17 protein-coding genes are annotated in these 21,404 nt (G+C 61.6%); 9 read left to right on the plus strand and 8 right to left on the minus strand.

Annotation, left to right across the window (positions count from 1 at the left end; all coding sequences use genetic code 11):
• Window positions 1-9: 9 nt before the first annotated feature.
• The 9 genes from ACJD00_RS01525 to purU (ACJD00_RS01565) all read left to right on the plus strand — a co-directional run bounded on the left by ACJD00_RS01525 (window position 10) and on the right by purU (ACJD00_RS01565) (window position 12,795).
• Entirely contained in the window at window positions 10-303 is a 294-nt protein-coding gene (locus ACJD00_RS01525) for a sarcosine oxidase subunit delta (protein WP_309409208.1), read from the plus strand.
• On the plus strand, window positions 300-3,209 hold the full coding sequence (locus ACJD00_RS01530; protein WP_418908185.1) for a sarcosine oxidase subunit alpha family protein: 2,910 nt from the start codon (window positions 300-302) through the stop codon (window positions 3,207-3,209). The genes ACJD00_RS01525 and ACJD00_RS01530 overlap by 4 nt, the downstream gene beginning before the upstream one ends.
• The gene (locus ACJD00_RS01535; RefSeq protein ID WP_418908186.1) at window positions 3,202-3,855 is read left to right on the plus strand and encodes a sarcosine oxidase subunit gamma; all 654 of its coding nucleotides are present in this window, start codon (window positions 3,202-3,204) and stop codon (window positions 3,853-3,855) included. Before ACJD00_RS01530 ends, ACJD00_RS01535 begins: the two co-directional genes overlap by 8 nt.
• 129 nt (window positions 3,856-3,984) lie before the next feature.
• Window positions 3,985-4,857: a formyltetrahydrofolate deformylase gene (purU, locus tag ACJD00_RS01540; protein ID WP_418908187.1), complete on the plus strand. Its 873-nt coding sequence runs from the start codon at window positions 3,985-3,987 to the stop codon at window positions 4,855-4,857.
• A 435-nt stretch (window positions 4,858-5,292) separates the two neighbouring features.
• Window positions 5,293-6,750: an MFS transporter gene (locus ACJD00_RS01545; protein ID WP_418908188.1), complete on the plus strand. Its 1,458-nt coding sequence runs from the start codon at window positions 5,293-5,295 to the stop codon at window positions 6,748-6,750.
• Between the two features lie 453 nt (window positions 6,751-7,203).
• A complete protein-coding gene (locus tag ACJD00_RS01550; RefSeq protein WP_418908189.1) occupies window positions 7,204-8,403 on the plus strand; it encodes a pyridoxal phosphate-dependent aminotransferase in 1,200 nt (399 codons plus the stop codon).
• Complete coding sequence (locus ACJD00_RS01555) at window positions 8,400-9,359, plus strand: 2-hydroxyacid dehydrogenase (RefSeq protein ID WP_418908190.1); 960 nt, start codon at window positions 8,400-8,402, stop codon at window positions 9,357-9,359. The genes ACJD00_RS01550 and ACJD00_RS01555 overlap by 4 nt, the downstream gene beginning before the upstream one ends.
• A gap of 521 nt (window positions 9,360-9,880) precedes the next feature.
• Window positions 9,881-11,854 carry a BCCT family transporter gene (locus ACJD00_RS01560; protein WP_418908191.1) on the plus strand — a complete coding sequence of 658 codons (1,974 nt, stop codon included), beginning with the start codon at window positions 9,881-9,883 and terminating at the stop codon, window positions 11,852-11,854.
• A 68-nt stretch (window positions 11,855-11,922) separates the two neighbouring features.
• The gene (purU, locus tag ACJD00_RS01565) at window positions 11,923-12,795 is read left to right on the plus strand and encodes a formyltetrahydrofolate deformylase (RefSeq protein WP_418908192.1); all 873 of its coding nucleotides are present in this window, start codon (window positions 11,923-11,925) and stop codon (window positions 12,793-12,795) included.
• Window positions 12,796-12,918: 123 nt separating this feature from the next.
• On the opposite strand, the gene ACJD00_RS01570 is transcribed toward purU (ACJD00_RS01565), so the two are convergent.
• The 8 genes from ACJD00_RS01570 to katG form a co-directional block, all read right to left on the minus strand.
• Complete coding sequence (locus ACJD00_RS01570; protein ID WP_418908193.1) at window positions 12,919-13,212, minus strand: hypothetical protein; 294 nt, start codon at window positions 13,210-13,212, stop codon at window positions 12,919-12,921.
• A 134-nt stretch (window positions 13,213-13,346) separates the two neighbouring features.
• Window positions 13,347-14,477 carry an FAD-dependent oxidoreductase gene (locus ACJD00_RS01575; RefSeq protein WP_418908194.1) on the minus strand — a complete coding sequence of 377 codons (1,131 nt, stop codon included), beginning with the start codon at window positions 14,475-14,477 and terminating at the stop codon, window positions 13,347-13,349.
• A 162-nt stretch (window positions 14,478-14,639) separates the two neighbouring features.
• Window positions 14,640-15,116 (minus strand): hypothetical protein, encoded by a 477-nt coding sequence (locus ACJD00_RS01580; protein WP_418908195.1) that lies wholly within the window; start codon window positions 15,114-15,116, stop codon window positions 14,640-14,642.
• 15 nt (window positions 15,117-15,131) lie between these two features.
• A complete protein-coding gene (locus ACJD00_RS01585; protein ID WP_418908196.1) occupies window positions 15,132-15,605 on the minus strand; it encodes a hypothetical protein in 474 nt (157 codons plus the stop codon).
• Between the two features lie 15 nt (window positions 15,606-15,620).
• Window positions 15,621-16,094, minus strand: coding sequence for a hypothetical protein (locus ACJD00_RS01590; protein WP_418908197.1), 474 nt, complete (start codon window positions 16,092-16,094; stop codon window positions 15,621-15,623).
• 194 nt (window positions 16,095-16,288) lie between these two features.
• Window positions 16,289-17,566 carry an MFS transporter gene (locus ACJD00_RS01595; protein WP_418908198.1) on the minus strand — a complete coding sequence of 426 codons (1,278 nt, stop codon included), beginning with the start codon at window positions 17,564-17,566 and terminating at the stop codon, window positions 16,289-16,291.
• 19 nt (window positions 17,567-17,585) lie between these two features.
• A complete protein-coding gene (gene argE, locus ACJD00_RS01600; RefSeq protein ID WP_418908199.1) occupies window positions 17,586-18,758 on the minus strand; it encodes an acetylornithine deacetylase in 1,173 nt (390 codons plus the stop codon).
• Between the two features lie 394 nt (window positions 18,759-19,152).
• On the minus strand, window positions 19,153-21,354 hold the full coding sequence (katG, locus tag ACJD00_RS01605; protein ID WP_309409179.1) for a catalase/peroxidase HPI: 2,202 nt from the start codon (window positions 21,352-21,354) through the stop codon (window positions 19,153-19,155).
• Window positions 21,355-21,404: the final 50 nt, after the last annotated feature.

Consider the following 21,404-nt stretch of genomic DNA (forward strand, 5'->3'; position numbering starts at 1 on the left):
GGAGAGGCAATGCTGCTAATTGAGTGCCCGAATTGCGGGCCGCGCGACGAAACCGAGTTCCACTACGGTGGACAGGCCCACGTGGCCTACCCGGAGAACCCTAGCGAGCTCAGCGACAAGGAATGGGCCGAGTTCCTGTTCTACCGCGATAACACCAAGGGTCTATTCGCAGAACGTTGGAGCCATTCGGCCGGGTGCCGCAAATGGTTCAACGCCATCCGCGACACCGTGACCTACGAATTCAAAGCCATTTACCCCATGGGCCAGCCCCGCCCAACGCTGAAGGAGGACAACGCATCATGAGCTCACAGCGACTCGATGCCAGCCGTGCCCCCGGCCATTCGATCGACCACGGCACCGAGCTGACCTTCACCGTTGATGGTCAGGAATACCGCGGAATAGCCGGCGATACCATCGCCAGTGCGCTACTCGCCTCCGGACGTGTTGACTGCGGCAACTCCCTGTACTTGGGGCGTCCCCGCGGCATCATGTCCGCCGGTGTCGAAGAGGCCAACGCCTTGGTTTCCGTTTTCGACAACGGCCAGGGCGGCGTCAACGAATCGATGCTGCCTGCCACCACGGTGACGCTGCGCGATGGCTTGCAGGCCGAGCTTCTGAGCGGTCTGGGGGTCCTCGACCCGCGTGAAGACACCGCGGTCTACGACCGCAAGTACGTGCACACCGATGTCCTGGTCATCGGCGCCGGCCCGGCAGGAATCGCCGCGGCCCGGGAAGCCGCCAAGGGCGGAGCACGCACCATTCTGATGGATGACCAGCCGCAGGCCGGTGGCTCGCTACTGTCCACTCGCGAGGAGAGCATCGACGGGCGTCCGGCACTGGACTGGGTCGCCTCGAGCCTCGAAGAGCTGGAGCAGGCCGAAGACTTCACCTACCTGGCCCGCACCACCGCGTTCGGCAGCTACGACGAGAACTACGTCATCGCCGTGCAGCACCGCACCGATCACCTGCCGCAGGCGGAGCGCCCGGGCGTGTCCCGTCAGCGCATCTGGCACGTACGCGCCAGCCAGGTCATCTTGGCCACCGGTGCGCACGAGCGTCCGCTGGTCTTCGAAAACAACGACCGGCCCGGCGTCATGCTTGCCGGGGCCGTGCGCAGCTACCTGAACCGTTACGCCGTCGCCGCCGGATCGCAGGTCATCGTGGCCACCACCAACGACTCCGCCTACGCTCTTGTCGAGGATCTCTTCCTCGCCGGAGTCAAGGTCGAAGCCGTATTGGACTCGCGGTCCGAAGCAACCGAGGTCTCCCGCGCGGTAACCGAAGCTACTGGTGTGCAGGTGCGCTACTCCAGCGCCGTTGTGGACACCGAGGGCGAAGGCCCCGCCGGGCGCGTGAGCGCGGTATTCGCCGCCAGCCTTGATAGCAACGGAGCCATTGCCTCGGAGATCGAGCGCATCCCCGGTGACTTGCTGGCCGTCTCCGGCGGCTTCTCGCCGGTGGTTCACCTGCACAGCCAGCGCCAGGGCAAACTGGCCTGGGACGATCAGGTGGCAGCATTCGTGCCTTCGGCACCGGTGCGCAACCAGCAGACCGCGGGCGCCGTCACCGGCAGCTACTCGCTGGTGGCAGCACTCGAGCAGGGTGCGGAGGCCGGCCACAAGGCCGCCGATCAGGTTGGCTTCGCCAGCGAACTGAGCGTACCGCAGGCCCAGCCGCGCCCCGAGGGTCCGATTGCTCCGCTGTGGCTGATCCCCGGCCGCACGGGCGTGGCCAGCGAGTGGAAGAACCACTTCGTTGACCTGCAGCGCGACCAGTCCGTGGCCGACGTACTACGCGCCACCGGCGCCGGTATGCGTTCGGTGGAGCACGTCAAGCGGTACACCTCCATTTCCACCGCCAACGACCAGGGTAAGACCAGCGGCGTAAACGCCATCGGCGTGATCGCACATGAGCTGAATGCCGCGTCCCTGGGCGAGGTGGGCACCACCACCTTCCGCGCTCCCTACACCCCGGTGGCCTTCGTGGCACTGGCCGGTCGCCAGCGCGGTGAGCTCTTCGACCCGGCCCGCGTCACCTCGATTCACCCGTGGCATGTTGCCGCAGGTGCCCTCTTCGAGGACGTGGGACAGTGGAAGCGCCCGTGGTACTACCCGCAGCCGGGTGAGGACATGGACACCGCGGTGTTGCGTGAATGCGCCGCCGTCCGTGAATCCGTGGGCTTCATGGATGCCAGCACGCTGGGCAAGATCGCCATCCGCGGTAAGGATTCCGCCGAATTCCTCAACCGCATCTACACCAACCCGTTCCTGAAGCTGAAGGAGGGCATGGGACGCTACGGCGTGATGTGCACCCCCGACGGCATGGTGCTCGACGACGGTGTGACGCTGCGCGTGGCCGAGGACGAGTTCTACATGACCACCACCACCGGTGGAGCGGCCAAGGTGCTCGAATGGCTCGAAGAGTGGCACCAGACCGAGTGGCCCGAACTCGACGTGGTCTTCACCTCGCTCACCGAGCAGGTTTCAACCATCGCCGTGGTTGGCCCGAAGTCCCGTGCGGTGCTTGAGAAGGTTGCCCCGGATCTGGATGTCTCGCAGGAGTCCTTCCCGTTCATGGCATTCCGTGAGACCACCCTGCCAGGAGGTATCCCGGCACGCGTCGCGCGTATCTCCTTCTCCGGTGAGCTCGCTTTCGAAATCAACGTCGATACCTTCTACGGGCTGCATGTCTGGGAGGCCGTTGCCGAGGCTGGGGCGGAGTTCAACATCACCCCTTACGGCACCGAAACCATGCACGTGCTGCGTGCGGAGAAGGGCTTCATCATCGTCGGTCAAGACACCGACGGTACGGTCACTCCGCAGGATGCCGGCATGGACTGGGTGGTTTCCAAGAACAAGGAGTTCGTCGGCAAGCGTTCCTACGCACGCGCCGACACCGCTCGAGAAGATCGCCGCCACCTGGTGGGCGTGCTACCCGTGGACAAGACGACGCGTCTGCCCGAAGGCGCACAGCTGGTCAACGCCGGAACGCCGATCACTCCGGAGCTGGCACCGGTACCGATGGAGGGCTACGTCACTTCCTCCTACTTGTCCGCTGCCCTAGAGCGTCCGTTCGGCCTGGCGCTGATTTCCAACGGGCGCAACCGCATCGGCGAGATCATCCAGTCTCCGGTCAACGGAGTATTGGTCGACGTCGAAATCACTTCACCCGTTCTTTACGATCCGGAAGGGGCACGCCGCGATGGCTGAGCACACCTTGATCACCACCGAACCGAACGCAGAGGCTCAGGCCTTGAACAAGCTTCGGGTCGCGCCGGCGGCCCACCTAGCTCAGGCAATGGCCGATGCTCAGGTCGACGGTGAGCGTTCCGTGGCACTGCGCGAGACTCCCTTCGCCGTGCAGCTCGGCGTCCGTGCGGTGCTCGGCACCGCATCGGCCGAAGCCATCGAGGGCATCCTAGGGTTCGAACTGCCCACCGAACACGGGCAGACCACCGGTAACCCCGACGGAGTCCACGCCCTATGGATCGGTCCGGATGAATTCCTCATCGTCGATCCCTCGCGCCAGCAGGTGCAGGGCGAGGCCACCACGTTGCAGGTGGCCTTGGATGGACTGCCCGGTCAGGTGTTGGATCTTTCCGCCAACCGGACGCTCTTGACGCTCACGGGCAATAGCGCCCGGGCGGTCCTTGAAAAGGGATGCCCAGCCGACCTGCATCCGCGCGTCTTCGCGGTGGGAACCGCCATCGCCACGGAACTTGGTCCGGTTCCCGTGCTACTACACCGGAGCGGGGAGCAGGAATACCGCATCTACCCACGCGCCTCGTTCGCCGATTTCGTGGTGCGTTGGATCCTAGACGCGAGCGTCGAGTTCGCCTCCCCGGAAGTTCCCTAACCGAGGTGGCATACTTCGTGGGCCCGGCGTTGTGATACGCCGGGCCTACGAACCCCTTAGAGCAGTCAAACCACACATATTTCAGCCCGTCCGGTAGCGTCCGGCGGCTAACCATCAGGAGCAATAAATATGGACTCTCGTGCCGATAGCTACGTGCTGACCTTGTCCTGCACGGACAAGGTGGGCATCGTGCATGCCGTCACCGGTGTGCTCGCCCAGCACCACAGCAATATCACCGAGCTCAAGCAGTTTAACGACGTCCGCGCCGGTCAGTACTTCCTGCGGATTGAATTCAACCTCGGCAGTGCCTCGGACGCCTCCAACAACATCGATTCCCTGGAAGCTGCGCTGAAGCCGGTCGTCGAGAACTTCGACGCCACCTGGGGTTTGCGTCCCGCGGGGGCGAAGAAGCGGGTGTTGGTGATGGTTTCGAAGTTTGGGCATTGCTTGAATGATTTGTTGTTTCGGGCGCGGATGGGTGAGTTGCCGGTTGAGATTGCGGCGGTGGTGTCGAATCATCCGGATCATCGGCAGCAGGTTGAGTGGCATGGGATTCCGTTTTTCCATGTTCCAGTGACGGCTGAGACGAAGCCTGAGGCTGAGGCGCGGTTAGTGGATCTGATTGATCGTTTTGAGATTGATTTGGTGGTGTTGGCTCGTTATATGCAGGTGTTGTCTGATGAGTTGACTCGTCAGTTGACTGGTCGGGCGATTAATATTCACCATTCGTTCTTGCCTTCGTTCAAGGGTGCTAAGCCGTATCACCAGGCGTTTGAGCGTGGTGTGAAGACGGTGGGTGCGACGGCTCATTATGTGAATAGTGAGTTGGATGAGGGTCCGATTATTGCGCAGCAGGTCAAGGATGTGGATCATTCGTATGGTCCGGAGGATTTGGTGGCTGCTGGGCGTGATACGGAGTGTAAGGCGTTGTCGGATGCGGTGCGGTGGCATTGTGAGGATCGTGTGTTCTTGAATGGTTCGCGTACGGTTGTGTTGCGTTAGTCCCTGCCCTGACGCCCCGCGCCACTAGCTAGAGAGCCTCCCGAGTCGTTGCTGTCGACTCGGGAGGCTCTCTCGCGTTTCGCGTGTTTTTCATGAAAGTTCGTTGCCTTAAACCGACCAGCCATCTCACATCTCGGACGATCCGCTAAGCGGGCAAGATTTACCGAGTGGCGGAAACATGCAGGTGGGAACCTGTTTAGGGGAAGAGTTTTGGGGGCTGCGAGCCCTAGGAAAAGCTGAGAATATACATATATATGTTGTATATCACTCTCGTGTCAGGTTAAATCTTTAACAAGCTTGCACATCGCGGAATGAATCGAATGCCCCCATGTGCATAGGCCGGAAGGGCCGCGTTCTTGCTCCCTAGGAAAGTAGACAACATTGTCGGAAGCCTCCAGATCTCAGCGCCCATCTCTGCCGCGGACGAGCCGTCGCTTGCGAGCCGAGGACTGCATCGTCGTCGACCGGAAGGAGCTGCGTAAGGCGCAGCTCGGTGCCGGTGTCGGCAACTTCATCGAATGGTACGACATTGGCATCTACGGCTACCTGGCCGTGACCATGACGAGCGTTTTCACCGAGGGGATGGACGAGAGTCTAGGGCTGCTCGTGACCCTTTTGGGCTTTGCGGTCTCCTTCATCGTTCGGCCGCTCGGCGGGATGATCCTCGGGCCCCTTGGCGATAAGATCGGCCGCCAAAAGGTTCTATTCTTCACCATGGCCCTGATGGCCGGAGCTACCACGCTCATCGGTCTGCTGCCGTCGGCTGGCCAGGTCGGATTGTGGATCATTATCCCGCTGTACCTGCTGAAGATGCTTCAAGGGTTTTCGACCGGTGGCGAATTCTCCGGCGCCTCTACCTATGTTGCCGAGTTCTCTCCGGACAGTCGACGTGGCTTCTGGACCGCACTGCTGAATGCTGGCTCGATGCTTGGATTCGCCTTCGGCGCCGCGGTCGTGGCCTTGACCTCCGCGGCCGTGACCTCGGCCTGGGGCGAGGGAGCCATGCTCGCCGGCGGTTGGCGGATCCCCTTCCTGCTCGCACTTCCGCTGGGCATCGTGGCGATTGTCATGCGAAGCCGAATCCCGGAGTCGCCAAGCTTTGAGGCCGCTCAGGAGCATGGGGAGTCCGAAAGCGAACTCGATCCCATTTTCGTGCGGCATGACCTGAAGAACATCTTTCGCCACTACTGGCCACAGATTCTCATTGGTTGCGCGCTAATTGCTGCCGATGGAACCTCGCAGTACATGCTCACCAGCTACATGCCCACCTACCTCGAAACCCAACTCGGCGCTCCCGCGGCACATACTGCGGTCGCTGCGGTGACGGTGCTGTTGCTGCAGGTGGTCTTGATTCCACTGGTGGCTACCTGGTCCGACAAGATCGGACGGCGCCCAATGTATCGCATCGCTACCATCGGCAACCTGGTGCTCCTGCTCCCGGCCTTCTGGCTCATGCAACAGGGAACGCTTGCTTCCCTCTATTTGGCCCTGTTCCTCGTCGCCCTGCCGAGCGCATTCTTCCTGGCCATGACCGGCGCGGTGATGTCCGAGCTATTCCCCACGGCCTCGCGCTACGGCGGAGTTGGGGTGACGCACAACCTGGCCATCTCGATTTTCGGTGGGACGACGCCGCTGGTTGGACAATTACTGGTTCAACTAACCGGCAACCCTTATGCGCCGGCGTACTACATCATGTTTTTCTCCGTCCTGGCGCTCATTGCGGTGGCGATGATGCGCGAGACGGCCCAACGTCCGCTACTCGGCTCGGTTCCCGTGGTCAGTAGCCGCGCCGAAGCCGAGCGGTTGGCCGGCGGGCAAGATGAGGATGACCGCATCGATACCAGCACCATGCTCTTGGGCGAGGAACCGAAGGTCGGCGCCTCAAGTATCTAAAGATTTACGCGGCAGAGTTCGTGCCGCGACCCAGGCTCGTGCCCCTGCGTTGGAATTTGGTCATGGATCCAGCGCGGGTCACACGGTTCGACTCATTCAACCCGGAATGGGAAGAGCCATAGGTGGGCGGAGTGCTCTCTACCTGCCGGCCGGGCATCCGCGGTGCGGATGCCCGGCACTCTTTTTAACGCGCCCGCAGGGGAATGGCGCGTACCCTCCGATGTCACGTGCGGTGTTTGAGCTCGTGCGTGGTTTATGCCGTTCTGCCGGTGGTAAACCCCGACTTTTGGGGAGTTTTGCGCGCCGGGACGGGGGCCTCAGGAGCGAAAATCGCGATTAATCTGTCTTAGATTCCTTCGTAACCATTGTCACGCGATTGATATATCAGTATCGTACTAGTCAGCAGATTTCACCCGAATCCCTCAATCACATTCGACGACGAAAGATTGTGTCATGCAACAACTAGCAACTCGCCTCGAGCGGCTCGGTACCGAAACCGCCTTTAGTGTGGCTCAAGCTGCCGCAGCGTGGAAGGCCAAGGGTAACGCCGTCTACCCATTCCACCTCGGGGACATCAACATCCCTACCGCGCCTCATATCGTTGAGGCGATGAATAAGGCGATCGCTGACGGTTACACCGGTTACTGCCCCGGTCCGGGTATCCCGCAGCTGCGTCAGGCTTTGGCCGAAGACATTGGCTCGCGCCGCGGTATGGAATTCAGCGCTGACAATGTCGTGGTGATGACTGGCGGCAAGCCGGTGATTACCAAGTTCCTGCAGGCCGTGATGGATCCGGGTCAGGAGGTTCTCTACCCGAACCCTGGCTTCCCGATCTACGAATCCCAGATTGAATACCTCGGCGGTACGGCCGTGCCTTATGGCTACCTCCCGACGGAGTCCGGTTTCGCGATCGATATCGAGAAGATCCGCGCCTCGATCACCGAGAACACCACGGCGATCATCTACAACGACCTGCAGAACCCAATTTCTGCCGAGTCCACCGCCGAAGAGCGCCAGGCCGTCGCGCAGCTGGCCATTGAGCATGACCTCTGGGTGCTTTCCGATGAGGCCTACTTTGAGACTCGCTACGAGGGCACCTCGAGCTCGATCGCTGCACTGCCTGGCATGGCCGAGCGCACCGTCATCCTTTACACCTTCAGCAAGAAGTTTGCGATGACCGGCTCGCGTCTGGGATGTGCCGTCGCGCCGCTGGAGATCGCAGAGGTCATGAGCAAGCTGAACACCAACGATGAATCCTGCACCACCCACTACGTGCAGTGGGCCGGCGTTGCCGCGTTGCAGGGGACCCAAGAGCCAGTTCGCGAGATGCTGGAGATCCTCAAGGAACGTCGCGACGTCGCCTGCGAGATCGTCAACTCCATCCCTGGTGTATCTGTCGCCGTGCCGCAGTCGACCTTCTACCTATTCCCGGACGTCACCGAGGCCATGGAGCGCAAGGGCTTCACCAACGTCGGCGACTTCGCGACCGCGGCGCTGGAGAACACCGGCGTGTCCTTCTGCACCCGCGAGCACTTTGGCCGCCGCCTGCCCGGCGAAGACCGTCAGTACATCCGCCTGGCCTACTCGGGGATTGAAACCGACGCCATTCGCGAGGGGCTGGGCCGACTACGAGAATGGATCGAGGCATCATGAGCAAGGTCGTAGTAACTGGGCGCGTGCCCGAAGCCGCCCTGGAACTGTTGCGCGCCGAGCACGAGGTGGACGCCTGGGATGGCACCGAGTCCATCGACCGTGCCGAGCTCTTGCGCCGAGTGGCGGGTGCGGACGCGATTGTCAGCCTGTTGACCGAACGAGTCGATGGCGAACTGCTGGACGCCGCTGGTGAGCAGCTCCAGGTTGTATCCAACGTCGCGGTCGGATACGACAATATCGACGTACCGGCCTGCACGACCCGCGGGGTGCGTGCGACCAACACCCCCGGCGTGCTGACCGAGGCAACCGCGGACATTGCCCTGGGCCTTATTCTCATGGCCACTCGCCGACTGGGCGAGGGGGAGCGGTTGATTCGCGCCGAGGAGCCCTGGAAGTGGGGAATGTTCTTCCTGCTTGGTAGCGGGCTTCAGGGTAAGACCCTAGGCGTCGTGGGTATGGGCGGCATTGGGCAGGCGACCGCCCGCCGAGCCAAGGCCTTCGGCATGGAGATTGTCTACCAGTCGCGTAGCGAACTGGATCCGGCAGTGGCCGCTGAACTGGGCGCTCGGCGCGTCGAGCTCGACGAGCTGCTCGAGATTTCCGATGTGGTTTCCCTGCACTGCCCCTACGGGCCGAACACTCATCATCTGATCGGCGCCGCGGAGCTGGATCGCATGAAGTCCAGCGCGTACCTGGTCAACACCGCGCGCGGTCCCATCGTCGACGAGGCCGCTTTGGCGCGCGCGTTGCGTGATGGGGTAATCGCAGGTGCCGGGCTCGACGTGTTCGAAAAGGAACCGCAGGTGCACCCGGAGCTGCTGGAACAGCAAAATGCGGTCTTGGTGCCGCACCTTGGTTCGGCGACCGTGGAAACCCGTACCGCCATGGCGGTATTGGCGGCGAAGAACACCCTTGCGGTGTTGGCCGGGGAGGCTCCTCCGACCCCGGTGAACTAGCTCGAACGACGGTCGGTGGCACCTGCGCCGCGCACATGTGCGCCCAGGTGCCCCGGCCGTCGGTCCATGGCGCTCGTCTTCTTCTGCTCCCGTGAGTGCACCTATAGCGCCACGGCCCCCTAGAATCGGTGCCCCCACGGCGGGCGACCGACACGCTCCGACTTCTTGCGATAAGCCCACGCTTACGGCGATCTACGTACGCGATGGGCGTATTCGTGCTGCCCTTGAAAGCCACGTCGGTAACTGATCGTCAAAAGATATATTTCCCTCTTCCCAGAGTTTCCGTGCGCGACTAAGATCGAATCACAAGCGTTGAGACCCGCGTCACATGAGCAGGCGCTGAGCCGCAAAGGCGGCTCAGGTCGACATGCTTCACGAGTATTGCGTGTGTCCCGCACAACGTCAGCTATGGGGCAGACGTAGCGTCCCACGGGTACGACCGTGGACAAGGTCCCGCAAGGAAGTCCACAGCATCGGACCAGCGGGCATTCCCCTATCATCCCGAAAGGATCCGAGGATAGATGTCGTCCAAAGAACAAACCGGGGGCCCCGCCAATACGGTGAGACCTCGCTCGACGCGTAGTTCGTCGATTCTCAAACCCGTATTCATTCCCGCATCAATTGCGATCATTGCTCTGATCGTGGCCACCGTCATCGTCGCGCACGTGGCGGGAGATGAACTAGCCGAGGTTACCGCGGCTATCAACGGCGCCGTGACCGACACCGTTGGCTGGTGGTACGTCCTAGCGGTCAACATTTTCATCATCTTCGCCCTGTACTTCGCCTTCTCGCGCGCCGGAAAAATCCGGCTTGGACGCGACGATGAGAAGCCAGAGTTTGGGATGGTCTCCTGGTTCATGATGCTCTTCAGCGCCGGCATGGGCATCGGACTGGTGTTCTTCGGCGTCGCTGAGCCGCTGAGCCACTACATGAACCCACCCGCCGCCCTTGGTGACGCCCCGGCCTCGGCCGACGCGGCGCGCGACTCCTTGGGCATCGTCATGCTGCACTGGGGACTTCACCCCTGGGGTATTTACGCGATCGTCGGACTGGGCATGGCCTACATGACCTTCCGTCGTGGTCGTCCGCTCGCGGTGCGTTGGCTACTCGAGCCACTGCTGGGCCGCGAACGCGTCGAAGGCTGGGCCGGCCACGTCATCGACACCATCGCCATCGTGGGAACCCTCTTCGGTGTGGCAACCTCCTTCGGCTTCGGTGTCACCCAAATTACCTCGGGCCTCGAGTATCTCGGATGGATCAAAACCTCTAACGGTCTGATCATCGGGTTGATCGCGGTCATCACGCTGATTGCTACCTGGTCGGTGGTCACCGGTGTGCACAAGGGTCTGAAATGGCTATCGAACATCAACATGTCGTTGGCAGCGCTCCTTGCACTAACCATCTTCATCTTTGGGCCAACGATCTTCCTCTTGAAGGCCATCCCAGAAAACTTGGGTACCTACCTGAGCCTGTTGCCGGACACCATGCTGCACACCGGCCCGTTCTCTTCCGACGGCTGGGAGAAGGCGTGGACCATTTTCTACTGGGGCTGGTGGGTCAGCTGGGCACCGTTCGTGGGCATGTTCATTGCTCGTATTTCGCGTGGCCGCACCGTCCGCGAATTCATTGTGGGCGTTCTTCTGGCACCTACGCTGGCCAGCCTGCTGTGGTTCACGATCTTCGGTAACTCCGGCATCCTCTACCAGATGCAGACCGGAAATATGCTCAGCGAAGACCCGACGAGCGGCGAGCTGGTCGTCAACAGCACCACCGCGCTCTTCCAGTACTTCGGATCATTCCCCGAGGCTGTGGCAGCAATTCTCAGCGTTGTGGCCATGTTTGTGGTCGTATTCTTCTTCGTGACCTCGTCCGACTCGGGCTCGTTGGTTATCGACATGCTGGCCTCGGGCGGTAGCACCAATACCCCGGTGGCGACCCGCGTGTACTGGGCCGTGCTCGAAGGTGTTGCAGCCGCGGTACTGCTGATTGTCGGTGGTTCAGTGGCCCTGACGGCGCTCCAAACCCTGTCTATTCTCACGGCGGCACCGTTCTCAATCATCTTGGTCTTGGCCTGTGTCTCGCTGTTCCGGGCCTTCCGACATGAAGTGGCGCAGATGCCGAGCTACATGCAGGTGATTCCTGCGTCGGATGCCACCGGCAGCCTCCCGGCCTTGAGCCTCCAGACCGGTCCGTTGAAGGGTCTGCGTCACGCATCGACCAAGCTTGAGAGCTTCCCGGCCCCACCGGTGCACAGCGAGGACTCCAACGGCGAGGCACATATCATCACCTTCCGCCCGGTGGAGCCCAGCGAGGTGACCATCGACCCGGATACCGGTGATGCGCACCTGAACGAGGAAGTGACCGATCCGTTGGCCGGACAGGTGTTCGATACGCCGGAATTCGAGATCTCGCAGGAGTACCTCAACCAGGGTGGTCATCTCGAGCAGGCCAGTGATGACGATCCCGACGCCCAGCGTGAGAACGCACCGGTCTAAGCACATAGGCTGTATCTCTGGACCCGTATCCCAACCGGGCAAGCATTAAAGATTCAAGGAGGAATCTCATGGACACTCGCACCGATCGCTATGTGTTGACCTTTTCCTGCGCTGACGGTCCCGGTATCGTGCATGCGGTCACCGGGGTGCTCTCCGAGCACCTGTGCGACATCCGAGAACTCAAACAGTTCGATGACGAGCGTGCCGGCCACTTCTTCATGCGCATTGAATTCGCACTGGGCACTTCCAAGGAAGCTACCGGCGAGGCGGCCGAATTGGAGAAGAGCTTCGCATCGCTAGCCAAGACCTACCAAGCCACCTGGGGTTTGCGTCCTGCGGGGGCGAAGAAGCGGGTGTTGGTGATGGTTTCGAAGTTTGGGCATTGCTTGAATGATTTGTTGTTTCGGGCGCGGATGGGTGAGTTGCCGGTTGAGATTGCGGCGGTGGTGTCGAATCATCCGGATCATCGGCAGCAGGTTGAGTGGCATGGGATTCCGTTTTTCCATGTTCCTGTGACGGCTGAGACGAAGCCTGAGGCTGAGGCGCGGTTGGTGGATCTGATTGATCGTTTTGAGATTGATTTGGTGGTGTTGGCTCGTTATATGCAGGTGTTGTCTGATGAGTTGACTCGTCAGTTGACTGGTCGGGCGATTAATATTCATCATTCGTTCTTGCCTTCGTTCAAGGGTGCTAAGCCGTATCATCAGGCGTTTGAGCGTGGTGTGAAGACGGTGGGTGCGACGGCTCATTATGTGAATAGTGAGTTGGATGAGGGTCCGATTATTGCGCAGCAGGTCAAGGATGTGGATCATTCGTTTGGTCCGGAGGATTTGGTGGCTGCTGGTCGTGATACGGAGTGTAAGGCGTTGTCGGATGCGGTGCGGTGGCATTGTGAGGATCGTGTGTTCTTGAATGGTTCGCGTACGGTTGTGTTGCGTTAGTTCCTGCGCCGGCGCCCCGCACACTCAAGCTAGTACCTAGGTAGCAAGGCTCCCTCCCATCCGAATTCCTTGGATGGGAGGGAGCCTTGCGTTAAGGTGTCGGTCCACAGAACGCGGCGTAAGTTAGCGAGTGGTTGTATCTGCCGAACGCTTCGGGCGCTCGCCTCGACCGCCGCGGTCGACGTGCCCGGTGTCAGCTGTGGCCACCGCGTGATCACCGGGGCCGGGCTCGGAATATTGCAGGTGATCTGGTGTTGACGTGTCGCTAGCCTGTTCGGCTGGTTCGGGGGCAGCGGTGGCTGGCATGGAACCAAACCCCAACAGGCTGGCGATGGCCAATGTAACGGCGGAGAATCCTAAACGGGCGCGTCGGCCCAGAGCGTGCCCGGGGCGTGTGTTGGTCGCTGAAGTATCCAAGGCGCTATCCCTTCGTCAATGCGGAAGACCCACTGCGGTGCCTTCCTTCTCAACGCTAGGAACCTAAGATAGCGACGCGCTGTGGCTTCACTCGCCGGTCGCTTGGTTTCCGACGGTAATTTCCCGACCGTGGTCTATGACCCCGCTGTGCGTGAGGGGCGGAACCGCTCATGAGTGCTGCCGGTACCCGAGGCAACCGCGGCGGCCAATTCTCCAAGTACCGGAGCGAATTTGGCCCCGTGCCCGGAACAAGCCGACAGAATGGTGAGACCATCGACCTCGTCGATAACGAAGTCTTCCGTGGGGGTGTTGGTAAACAGGCAGGTCGTTTCCGCGTAGGGGACCGGCTCAACTCCGGGGATGTTTTGCGCGACGTAGTCGACGACGGCCGCGCGGTTGCCCGGGTCGACGATTCCATCCTGCGCAGCGGCCGACTGGATAATCTTTCCGCCGTTGAACTCGGCGACCTTGAGGCCAGCAAAGCCGGAATCGCGACCGCCGGGCAAACCGTAACACTCCCACCCGGAGCGCAGATGGATGAAGGTGGGCCACTGCCGCTGGGGATCGCGAAAACGGAAATGGTAGGCCTGCTCCTGACGCACCTGGAATTCCGGTAGCGCTGCTCGGAAGTGCTCAGGCAAGGGCAATCCGGGCAACAGGTATGGCAACCAACCACCGGCCGCGACGATCACTCGCCGCGCAGTAATGTGCTGTCCGGCTACCGACGTCGCGACGAATCCATCCGTGCTGCGCTCCAAGCGCTCCAGGGTCCAGCCGGTGTGAAGCCGGGCTCCGTGCAGTTGCGCCTGATCGAGCATGGCTAGAACCGCAGACTCGGCGTCGATCACCCCGGCGCCCGGCTGCCACAATACCGGGGTGTCGAAGGCGAACTGGGGCCAACGCTGGCACGCTTCTTCCGCGGAGAACAACTCATGCTCCACCCCGCACCGCCGCAACACATCGGCCAGTTGGGCCGGGTCGCGTACTTCACCGTAGTCCACGGCCCCGCAGCTACTGACTAGCTCCTGACCGGCTAGCTCGCTGAGTTCATCCCAACCCGTTTTCGCGCGTTGTGCCAGCCGCACATAGAGTTCGTCGGTGTAGGCAAAGCGGAATATGCGTGCCGAACCATGGGAGCTACCTTCGGCGCTGGCGGGACGATCCCGTTCTACCACCTGGACCTCGTAGCCTTGCCGGGCCAATTGCCAGGCCGTGGCCGCGCCGGCCAGACCGGCACCGACAACGAGGTATTCCGTGGATTCCATGGCTGAGCTCTTCCTTCGGGGACAGGGTGTTAACGCGGGGCGTAGGCCTGAATCCAGTAGCGCACCGCGCACGGCCGTGCAGCAACTTTGGGTAGCGAGATGACGCGACCTTTAACGCACAGCGTCCTCCCCACCAAGGTGGGGAGGACGCGGGCCGGGGGATCACCCGGTATATGGGTTGTCTATGCGACGTGAGGTTCCGGTGTCCTTGTTGTAGTTGGTGTCGGCATCAATCTCGTGGACCTTGAGCTGTACCCAGCGAATCCGCTTGCCGTGGTTGTGGTAGCTCTTTCTCCATTCGAATCGAGTGCCGCAACCGTTGGTATCCTTCCCAACCCGGTAGCCTTCCTGGCTTCCGTTCATATAGCGGATGATCACATCCGCATAGGCGCCGAAGCCATCACCACGGCCATTACGGGCGCAGAGGTCGCGTACCCCGGCGTTCACCGTGAAGGCGTACCTGCCGTGATAGGTGATCGATCCCTTGGCTTGAGCCTTGCCATCGTTGGCAAGGTAATCGGAATAACCAGTGGATACGTTGTAGTAATAGGTTGCGCTGGCTTGGGCTGGTGCCCCGACGCCCAATAGGAGCCCGGCGCTCATGGTGCCGACTAGCGCGGCCTTGAGTAGCTTTTTCATCAGGTTCCTCCAGATCTAGCCGGTGTACGGGTTGTCGATGCGGCGGGTTGTGGAGCTGTCCTTGATGTGGCCAGTATCGGCATCGTATTCGTAGACTCGTACCTGGACCCAACGGATCTTCTTGCCGAACTTGTTGTACTCCTTGAACCAACGGAACGTTGTGCCGCAACCATTATTGTCATGGGCGACATTACCGGCCTTCGACGTACCGTCCATGTGCCGGATCATGATCTGTACGTAGGCACCGTAGCCATCGCCCCGGCCATCTGGCCCACACAGGTCGCGAACCCCAACGTTGTAGGTGAAGGCGTACTTACCGTGGTAGGTGATGGTGCCCTTGGTATGTGCCTGACCGTCGTTGTTGTACTGGCCGTAGGTGGTGGCGGTGTTAAAACCGTAGGACTGTGAGGCCTGAGCCGGGACCCCGACGCCCAACAAGAGTCCGGTGCTCATGGTGCCGACTAGCGCGGCCTTGAGTAGCTTTTTCATCGGGTTGCTCCAAACCTAGCCGGTGTACGGGTTGTCGATGCGGCGGGTCGTGGAGCTGTCCTTGATGTGGTTGGTGTCGGCATCGTATTCGTAGACGCGCAACTGGACCCAGCGGATCTTCTTGCCGAACTTGTTATAGTCCTTGGACCAACGGAAAGCGGTGCCGCAGCCGTTGGTATCCTTGGCGATGGTGCCGACCTTCGTCGAACCGTCCATGTGGCGGATCATGAGCTGTACGTAGGCCCCGTACCCGTCACCCTTGCCACTGGGGGCGCACAGGTCGCGGACGCCGACGTTGTAGGTGAAGGCGTACTTCCCGTGGTAGGTGATGGTGCCCTTGGTGTGAGCCTTGCCGTCGTTGTTCGAGTAGGTGTAGTCGGTGGCGGTGTTGAAGCCATAGGACTGGGAAGCCTGCGCTGGAACCGTTGCACCGAGCAGCAGTCCGGCGCTCATGGCGCCGACCAAACCGGCCTTCAGAAACTTATGCATGATGAATCCCTCCGTGCGGTGATGATGTCTGCTGACTCTTCGAAGGTAGGCGCCGCCGGACATTCCAGTCGATGGGCAGAACTACCCGACCGGATATCGGCACTTATCAACGCGGGATTTACGGTCTGGTGTGTACCGAGGGTTAAACGCCGCTCGGGCGGGAAATGCATCCCGCCCGAGAGATTTCTAGCTAGTTAGCGTTGCAGGTAGCGCGTACGCACGACGAACAGACCGATCAGCGAAATCACTGCGATCGCCATGTAGTAAATACTCGGCGCGTTCAGCGAACCGGTGATATCCAATAGCCAGGTCAAGACCAGCGGGGCAATACCACCGAGCAGGGTCACCCCGACGTTGTAGGTGACCGACAGGCCCGTGCCGCGGATCGCGGCCGGGAAGAGAGCCGAGAGCAACGCTGGCAGCGGTGCGAAATAGAAGGACATGATGATCCCGAGCAACGCGATCACCACAACGAGTACCGGCACGGTTGGGTTGCTGATCATCACCTGGAATAGCGGCCAAGCCAGAAGCAGGGCGCCCACAGCGGCCCAGGTCATCACGCGGGCCGGTCCCTTACGGTCGGCAAGACTTCCAACGATGGGAATCAGGACGATCGAGACCAAGCCGGCGACCACACCGCCCAGGTAAGCGGCACTTGCCGGGATCTTCAGATTGGTCACCGCAAAGGTCGGCATGTAGAGGATCATGTAGACCGAAATGGTGGCCACACCGATAATCGCCGAACCGGTGAGTACGCGTCCGTAGTTGTGCACCAGCAGGCTCTTGAGCGGGGCACGTTCCTTCGGTGCCGTCACGAACTCCTCGGTTTCCTCAAGCCGCGCACGGATATAGAGACCGACCGGTCCCACGAGCAAACCGACGAAGAACGGTACGCGCCAGCCCCAGGAATACAACTGTTCCTCGCTGAGCCAGGAGTTGAGCGCGAAGCCAAAGGCCGAGGCCAAAAACATGGCTGCGCCTTGAGCGGCAATTTGCCATGAAGCGTAGAACGCCTTGCGGTGCGGTGCCGTTTCGATGAGGAATGTGGTTGCCGTACCAAACTCACCGCCGGCCGAGAAGCCTTGAATGAGCCGCGAAATCAGGATGATGATGCCAGCCCAGGCACCCACCATTGCCGCGGTGGGGGCCAACGCCATGATCAGCGTTCCAAGCATCATGAGCATCAGCGTCAGGGTGAGCGCCTTTTTGCGTCCGCTTCGGTCGGCCATGCTGCCAAGCACCATGCCGCCCAGGGGGCGCACCACGTAGGAAAGGGCGAAGGTAGCGAAGGTGAGGATGAGACCCAGTGCGCCCTTGGTGTCGGGGAAGAAGTTTGCCGAAATCACCACCGCAAAGGAGGCGTACACGATGATGTCGAACCACTCCAAGGCGGCACCGATGGAGCTCGAGATCACCGCCTTCTTGGCGGCTGCCAACTGCGCCGGGGTGGCCGCGGGGGTAGAGATTGTCATGAAGGTGCTCCTGACGGGATTACTGCGAGAGGGAGGCGAGCATGGCGTCGAGCATCTGCTCGCAGTGAGCGATCTGTTCCAGCTCGATGAATTCATCCGGGGCGTGGGCCTGGGCGATATCGCCCGGACCGCAAACCACGGTTGCTATGCCGGCGTTGGCGAAGAGACCGGCTTCGGTACCGTAGGTCACCTTGTCCTCGCAGGGCAGCGCACCCCACGCCGCGGTGTCGCTGACGATGCGTGAGCCGGCGTCGGTCTCCAGCCCGGGGGAGGAGGCGATAACGGTGAACTCGACCCCGGCTTGTTCATTGGCCTGGCGCATCTGCTGATTCAGCTCTTCGGCCTTAGCACGGAAGCGCTCGATCAGCGCCTGCTGGTCGGTCGCGGCGATGGAACGGAACTCGAAGTGCAGTTGGCAGTCGGCCGGAATGGTGTTCACCGCGATGCCACCGGCGATCTGATTCACCGTCGTGCTGGTGTAGGGCACCAGATAAGCCGGATCAAAGGGACCCTGCTTGGCGAATTCGGCGGCAAGCTCATGGACGAAGCTCGTGAAGCGCGCCGCGTAGGCGATGGCGTTGACCCCTTCTGTCGTCAGGGACGAATGCGCGGCCACCCCACGGAAATCCACACGGAAAACGTTGACCGATTTATGCCCGCGGATCGCGCGCATGCTACTGGGTTCGCCCACGATGCAACCGCGTGGCTCCAACCCGAGTTCGGTGATTTTTTCGACGAGAGAGACCGCCCCTACGCAACCAACTTCTTCGTCGTAGGAGAACGCGATGTGGATGGGCTCGCGCAGTTGCGCCGCGGCAAAGGCTGGGAAGTATGCGACCACGGCACCGAGGAAGGACTTCATATCGCAGGTGCCCCGGCCGTAGAGCCGATCATCACGCACGGTGGCGGTAAACGGGTCGCTCTGCCATTGCTGGCCATCGACCGGGACCACATCCGTGTGCGCCGAGAGCACGATCCCGCCGGTAGTGCTACCATCGGCGGCGGGGAAAGTCGCTAAGAGGTTGGCTTTGCGCCCGTCTTCGTTGTGGATCAGGACCGGTTCGATGCCGTGGGCGGCCAATGCTTCGCTGACTTGGCCTATGAGCTCAAGGTTGCTATCGCGGCTGGTGGTGTCGAGGGCAATGAGCCGCTTGATGACGTCAAGGGTCTCTGGGGAGGGCGAAATGCTCACGTGTTTCTCCTGTCGCTTAGAACTCCGTTCTACGCCCTCGACTCCACGGTCTTCAAGTGGCTGACAGTTAAGTCTCACTATTCAGCAATGTGTGCTGAGGAGGGAGACTATCGTCCCGAGCCCAGTGATATGTCGAACGGACCTGCCCCGGCCGCTCGTTGAGCGAGGAAGGAACCTCGAGGGACTCACGCCGGAGGATGAAAAGGTCCAAGTTGGGGCCGAAGGGGTTGTCCGCGTCCTCTAGGTGAGGCGCAGCGAGCTAGGCAGGGTGCCCGATAATTCTTGCTCGGCCTGCTCGGCCCGAAACTCGGCGGGCTGGCGCCCGCGTATTAACGACGGAATCCGCCCCGCCATAGTTGGCGGGACGGATTCGCGACGCGGTTTGTTCCGAGTCTTACTGTGCGGCCACAGCGTCCAGCTTGTTCACGCGCAGTTCGAAGCGGTCGTTGTCCATGACCTTGGCCCATGCCTGAGCGAAGTCCTTGACGAACTTCTCCTTGACATCGTCCGAAGCGTAGAACTCGGCCAGAGCGCGCAGCTCCGAGTTGGCACCGAAGACCAGGTCCACGCGGCTACCGGTCCAGCGACCGTCGGCGGTGGTGTAGGTCTGCTCGTCGGCCGACGGGATCCAGGTCTGTCCCAGATCCAGCAGGTTCACGAAGAAGTCGTTGGTCAGCACGCCCGGGGTGTCGGTGAAGACGCCCAGGTTCGAGCCATCCCAGTTGTTGCCCAGCACGCGCAGGCCACCGGTCAGGACGGTCAGCTCCGGAGCGGACAGACCCAGCAGGTTGGCGCGGTCGATCAGCAGATACTCGGCCGGCAGGTTGATGAAGCCGGAGTTGTAGTTGCGCAGGCCATCGGAAACCGGCTCCAACCAAGCGAACTGGTCGACATCGGTCTGCTCCTGAGTGGCGTCCACGCGACCCGGGGTGAAAGGCACAACGATGTTGTGGCCGGCGGCGAGAGCAGCCTGCTCCACGCCGACGTTACCGGCAAGCACCACGACGTCAGCGAAGGAAACCTTCACGTCCGACTCGGCGTTGAACTCGTCAACGATCTGCTCGAGCACGGCGATAACCGGCTTGAGCTGCTCCGGCTGGTTGACCTTCCAGGAAACCTGTGGCTCCAGGCGGATGCGACCACCGTTGGCGCCACCACGCTTGTCCGAGCTGCGGTACGAGGCCGCAGCCTTCCAAGCGGTGGAGACCAGCTGCTGGATGGTCAGACCGGAAGCGGCGATCTTTTCCTTCAGCACAGCGATCTCGGCGTCGCCGATCACGCGCTCCGGAGCGGCCGGCAGCGGATCCTGCCATGGCAGATCCTCGGCCGGAACCTCTGGGCCGAGGTAGCGCGACTTCGGGCCCATGTCACGGTGGGTCAGCTTGAACCAAGCGCGAGCGAAGGCGTCGGCGAAGTCCTCCGGGTGATCCTTGAAGTGCTTCGAGATCTCGGAGTAGATCGGGTCGAAGCGCAGGGCCAGGTCACTGGTGAGCATGCGAGGCTCGCGACGCTGGGATGGGTTGTGAGCCATCGGCACCATGTCGGCGCCGGCGCCGGCCTTCGGACGCCACTGCTTGGCGCCGGCCGGGGACTCGAACAGCTCCCACTCGTAGGCGAAGAGGATGTGGAAGAACTCGTTGTCCCAACGGGTCGGGTGGTAGGTCCAGGTGACCTCCAGGCCCGAGGTGACGGTGTCGTCACCGTGGCCGGTGCCGTAACCGTTGGCCCAACCCAGGCCCTGGGCCTCAAGCGGAGCGGCTTCGGTGTCCGGGCCGAGCTTATCGTCCTTGTGGGCGCCGTGAGTCTTACCGAAGGTGTGGCCACCGGCGATCAGTGCCACGGTCTCGCGGTCGTCCATGCCCATGCGGCGGAAGGTTTCGCGGATGTCGCGGGCCGAGGCCAGCGGATCCGGGTTACCGTTCGGGCCTTCCGGGTTCACGTAGATCAGACCCATCTGGACGGCGGCCAGCGGAGCTTCCAGCTCGCGGTCGCCGCTGTAACGCTCGTCGTCCAGCCATACCTTTTCCGGACCCCAGTACACGTCATCGTCGGCTTCCCAGACGTCCGGGCGGCCACCGGCGAAGCCGAAGGTCTTGAAGCCCATGTCTTCCAGGGCCACGTTACCGGCGAGGATGAACAGGTCGGCCCAGGACAGTGCCTGGCCGTACTTCTTCTTGATTGGCCAGAGCAGGCGGCGAGCCTTGTCCAGACTGACGTTATCCGGCCAAGCGTTCAGCGGGGCGAAGCGCTGCTGACCGGTTCCGCCACCACCGCGGCCATCGTGCGAACGGTAGGTACCGGCCGAGTGCCAGGCCATACGGATCATGAACGGGCCGTAGTGACCGAAGTCTGCTGGCCACCAGTCCTTGGAATCCTTCTGCAGGTTGGCGATATCGGCCTTGACGGCAGCCAGATCCAGGCTCTGGAAGGCGGTGGCGTAGTCGAAGTCCTCATCGGCCGGGTTGGTCACCGAGGTGTTCTTGGCCAGAATCTTCAGGTTTAGCTTGTTGGGCCACCACTCACTGTTGGCGTTGCCCTGAGTTGGGTGGACTCGGCCTGCGCCGACCACGGGGCACTTGCCTGCGTTCTCAGACATTTGGTTCCTTCCAGGGAATTGGGTTGGGGGATAATCGCGCATCCCGACGG

The organism is Glutamicibacter endophyticus, from assembly GCF_048457885.1.
GTDB classification, from domain to species: Bacteria; Actinomycetota; Actinomycetes; order Actinomycetales; family Micrococcaceae; genus Glutamicibacter; species Glutamicibacter endophyticus.

Excerpts from the sequence above, each read along its gene's own strand:
- ACJD00_RS01530 (WP_418908185.1), top strand. The coding sequence starts at position 300 with ATGAGCTCACAGCGACTCGATGCCAGCCGTGCCCCCGGCCATTCGATC.
- ACJD00_RS01550 (WP_418908189.1), top strand. The coding sequence starts at position 7,204 with ATGCAACAACTAGCAACTCGCCTCGAGCGGCTCGGTACCGAAACCGCC.
- ACJD00_RS01585 (WP_418908196.1), bottom strand. The coding sequence starts at position 15,605 with ATGAAAAAGCTACTCAAGGCCGCGCTAGTCGGCACCATGAGCACCGGA.
- ACJD00_RS01575 (WP_418908194.1), bottom strand. The coding sequence starts at position 14,477 with ATGGAATCCACGGAATACCTCGTTGTCGGTGCCGGTCTGGCCGGCGCG.
- purU (WP_418908187.1), top strand. The coding sequence starts at position 3,985 with ATGGACTCTCGTGCCGATAGCTACGTGCTGACCTTGTCCTGCACGGAC.
- ACJD00_RS01595 (WP_418908198.1), bottom strand. The coding sequence starts at position 17,566 with ATGACAATCTCTACCCCCGCGGCCACCCCGGCGCAGTTGGCAGCCGCC.
- ACJD00_RS01525 (WP_309409208.1), top strand. The coding sequence starts at position 10 with ATGCTGCTAATTGAGTGCCCGAATTGCGGGCCGCGCGACGAAACCGAG.
- ACJD00_RS01580 (WP_418908195.1), bottom strand. The coding sequence starts at position 15,116 with ATGAAAAAGCTACTCAAGGCCGCGCTAGTCGGCACCATGAGCGCCGGG.
- ACJD00_RS01590 (WP_418908197.1), bottom strand. The coding sequence starts at position 16,094 with ATGCATAAGTTTCTGAAGGCCGGTTTGGTCGGCGCCATGAGCGCCGGA.
- katG (WP_309409179.1), bottom strand. The coding sequence starts at position 21,354 with ATGTCTGAGAACGCAGGCAAGTGCCCCGTGGTCGGCGCAGGCCGAGTC.
- purU (WP_418908192.1), top strand. The coding sequence starts at position 11,923 with ATGGACACTCGCACCGATCGCTATGTGTTGACCTTTTCCTGCGCTGAC.
- ACJD00_RS01535 (WP_418908186.1), top strand. The coding sequence starts at position 3,202 with ATGGCTGAGCACACCTTGATCACCACCGAACCGAACGCAGAGGCTCAG.
- ACJD00_RS01555 (WP_418908190.1), top strand. The coding sequence starts at position 8,400 with ATGAGCAAGGTCGTAGTAACTGGGCGCGTGCCCGAAGCCGCCCTGGAA.
- ACJD00_RS01560 (WP_418908191.1), top strand. The coding sequence starts at position 9,881 with ATGTCGTCCAAAGAACAAACCGGGGGCCCCGCCAATACGGTGAGACCT.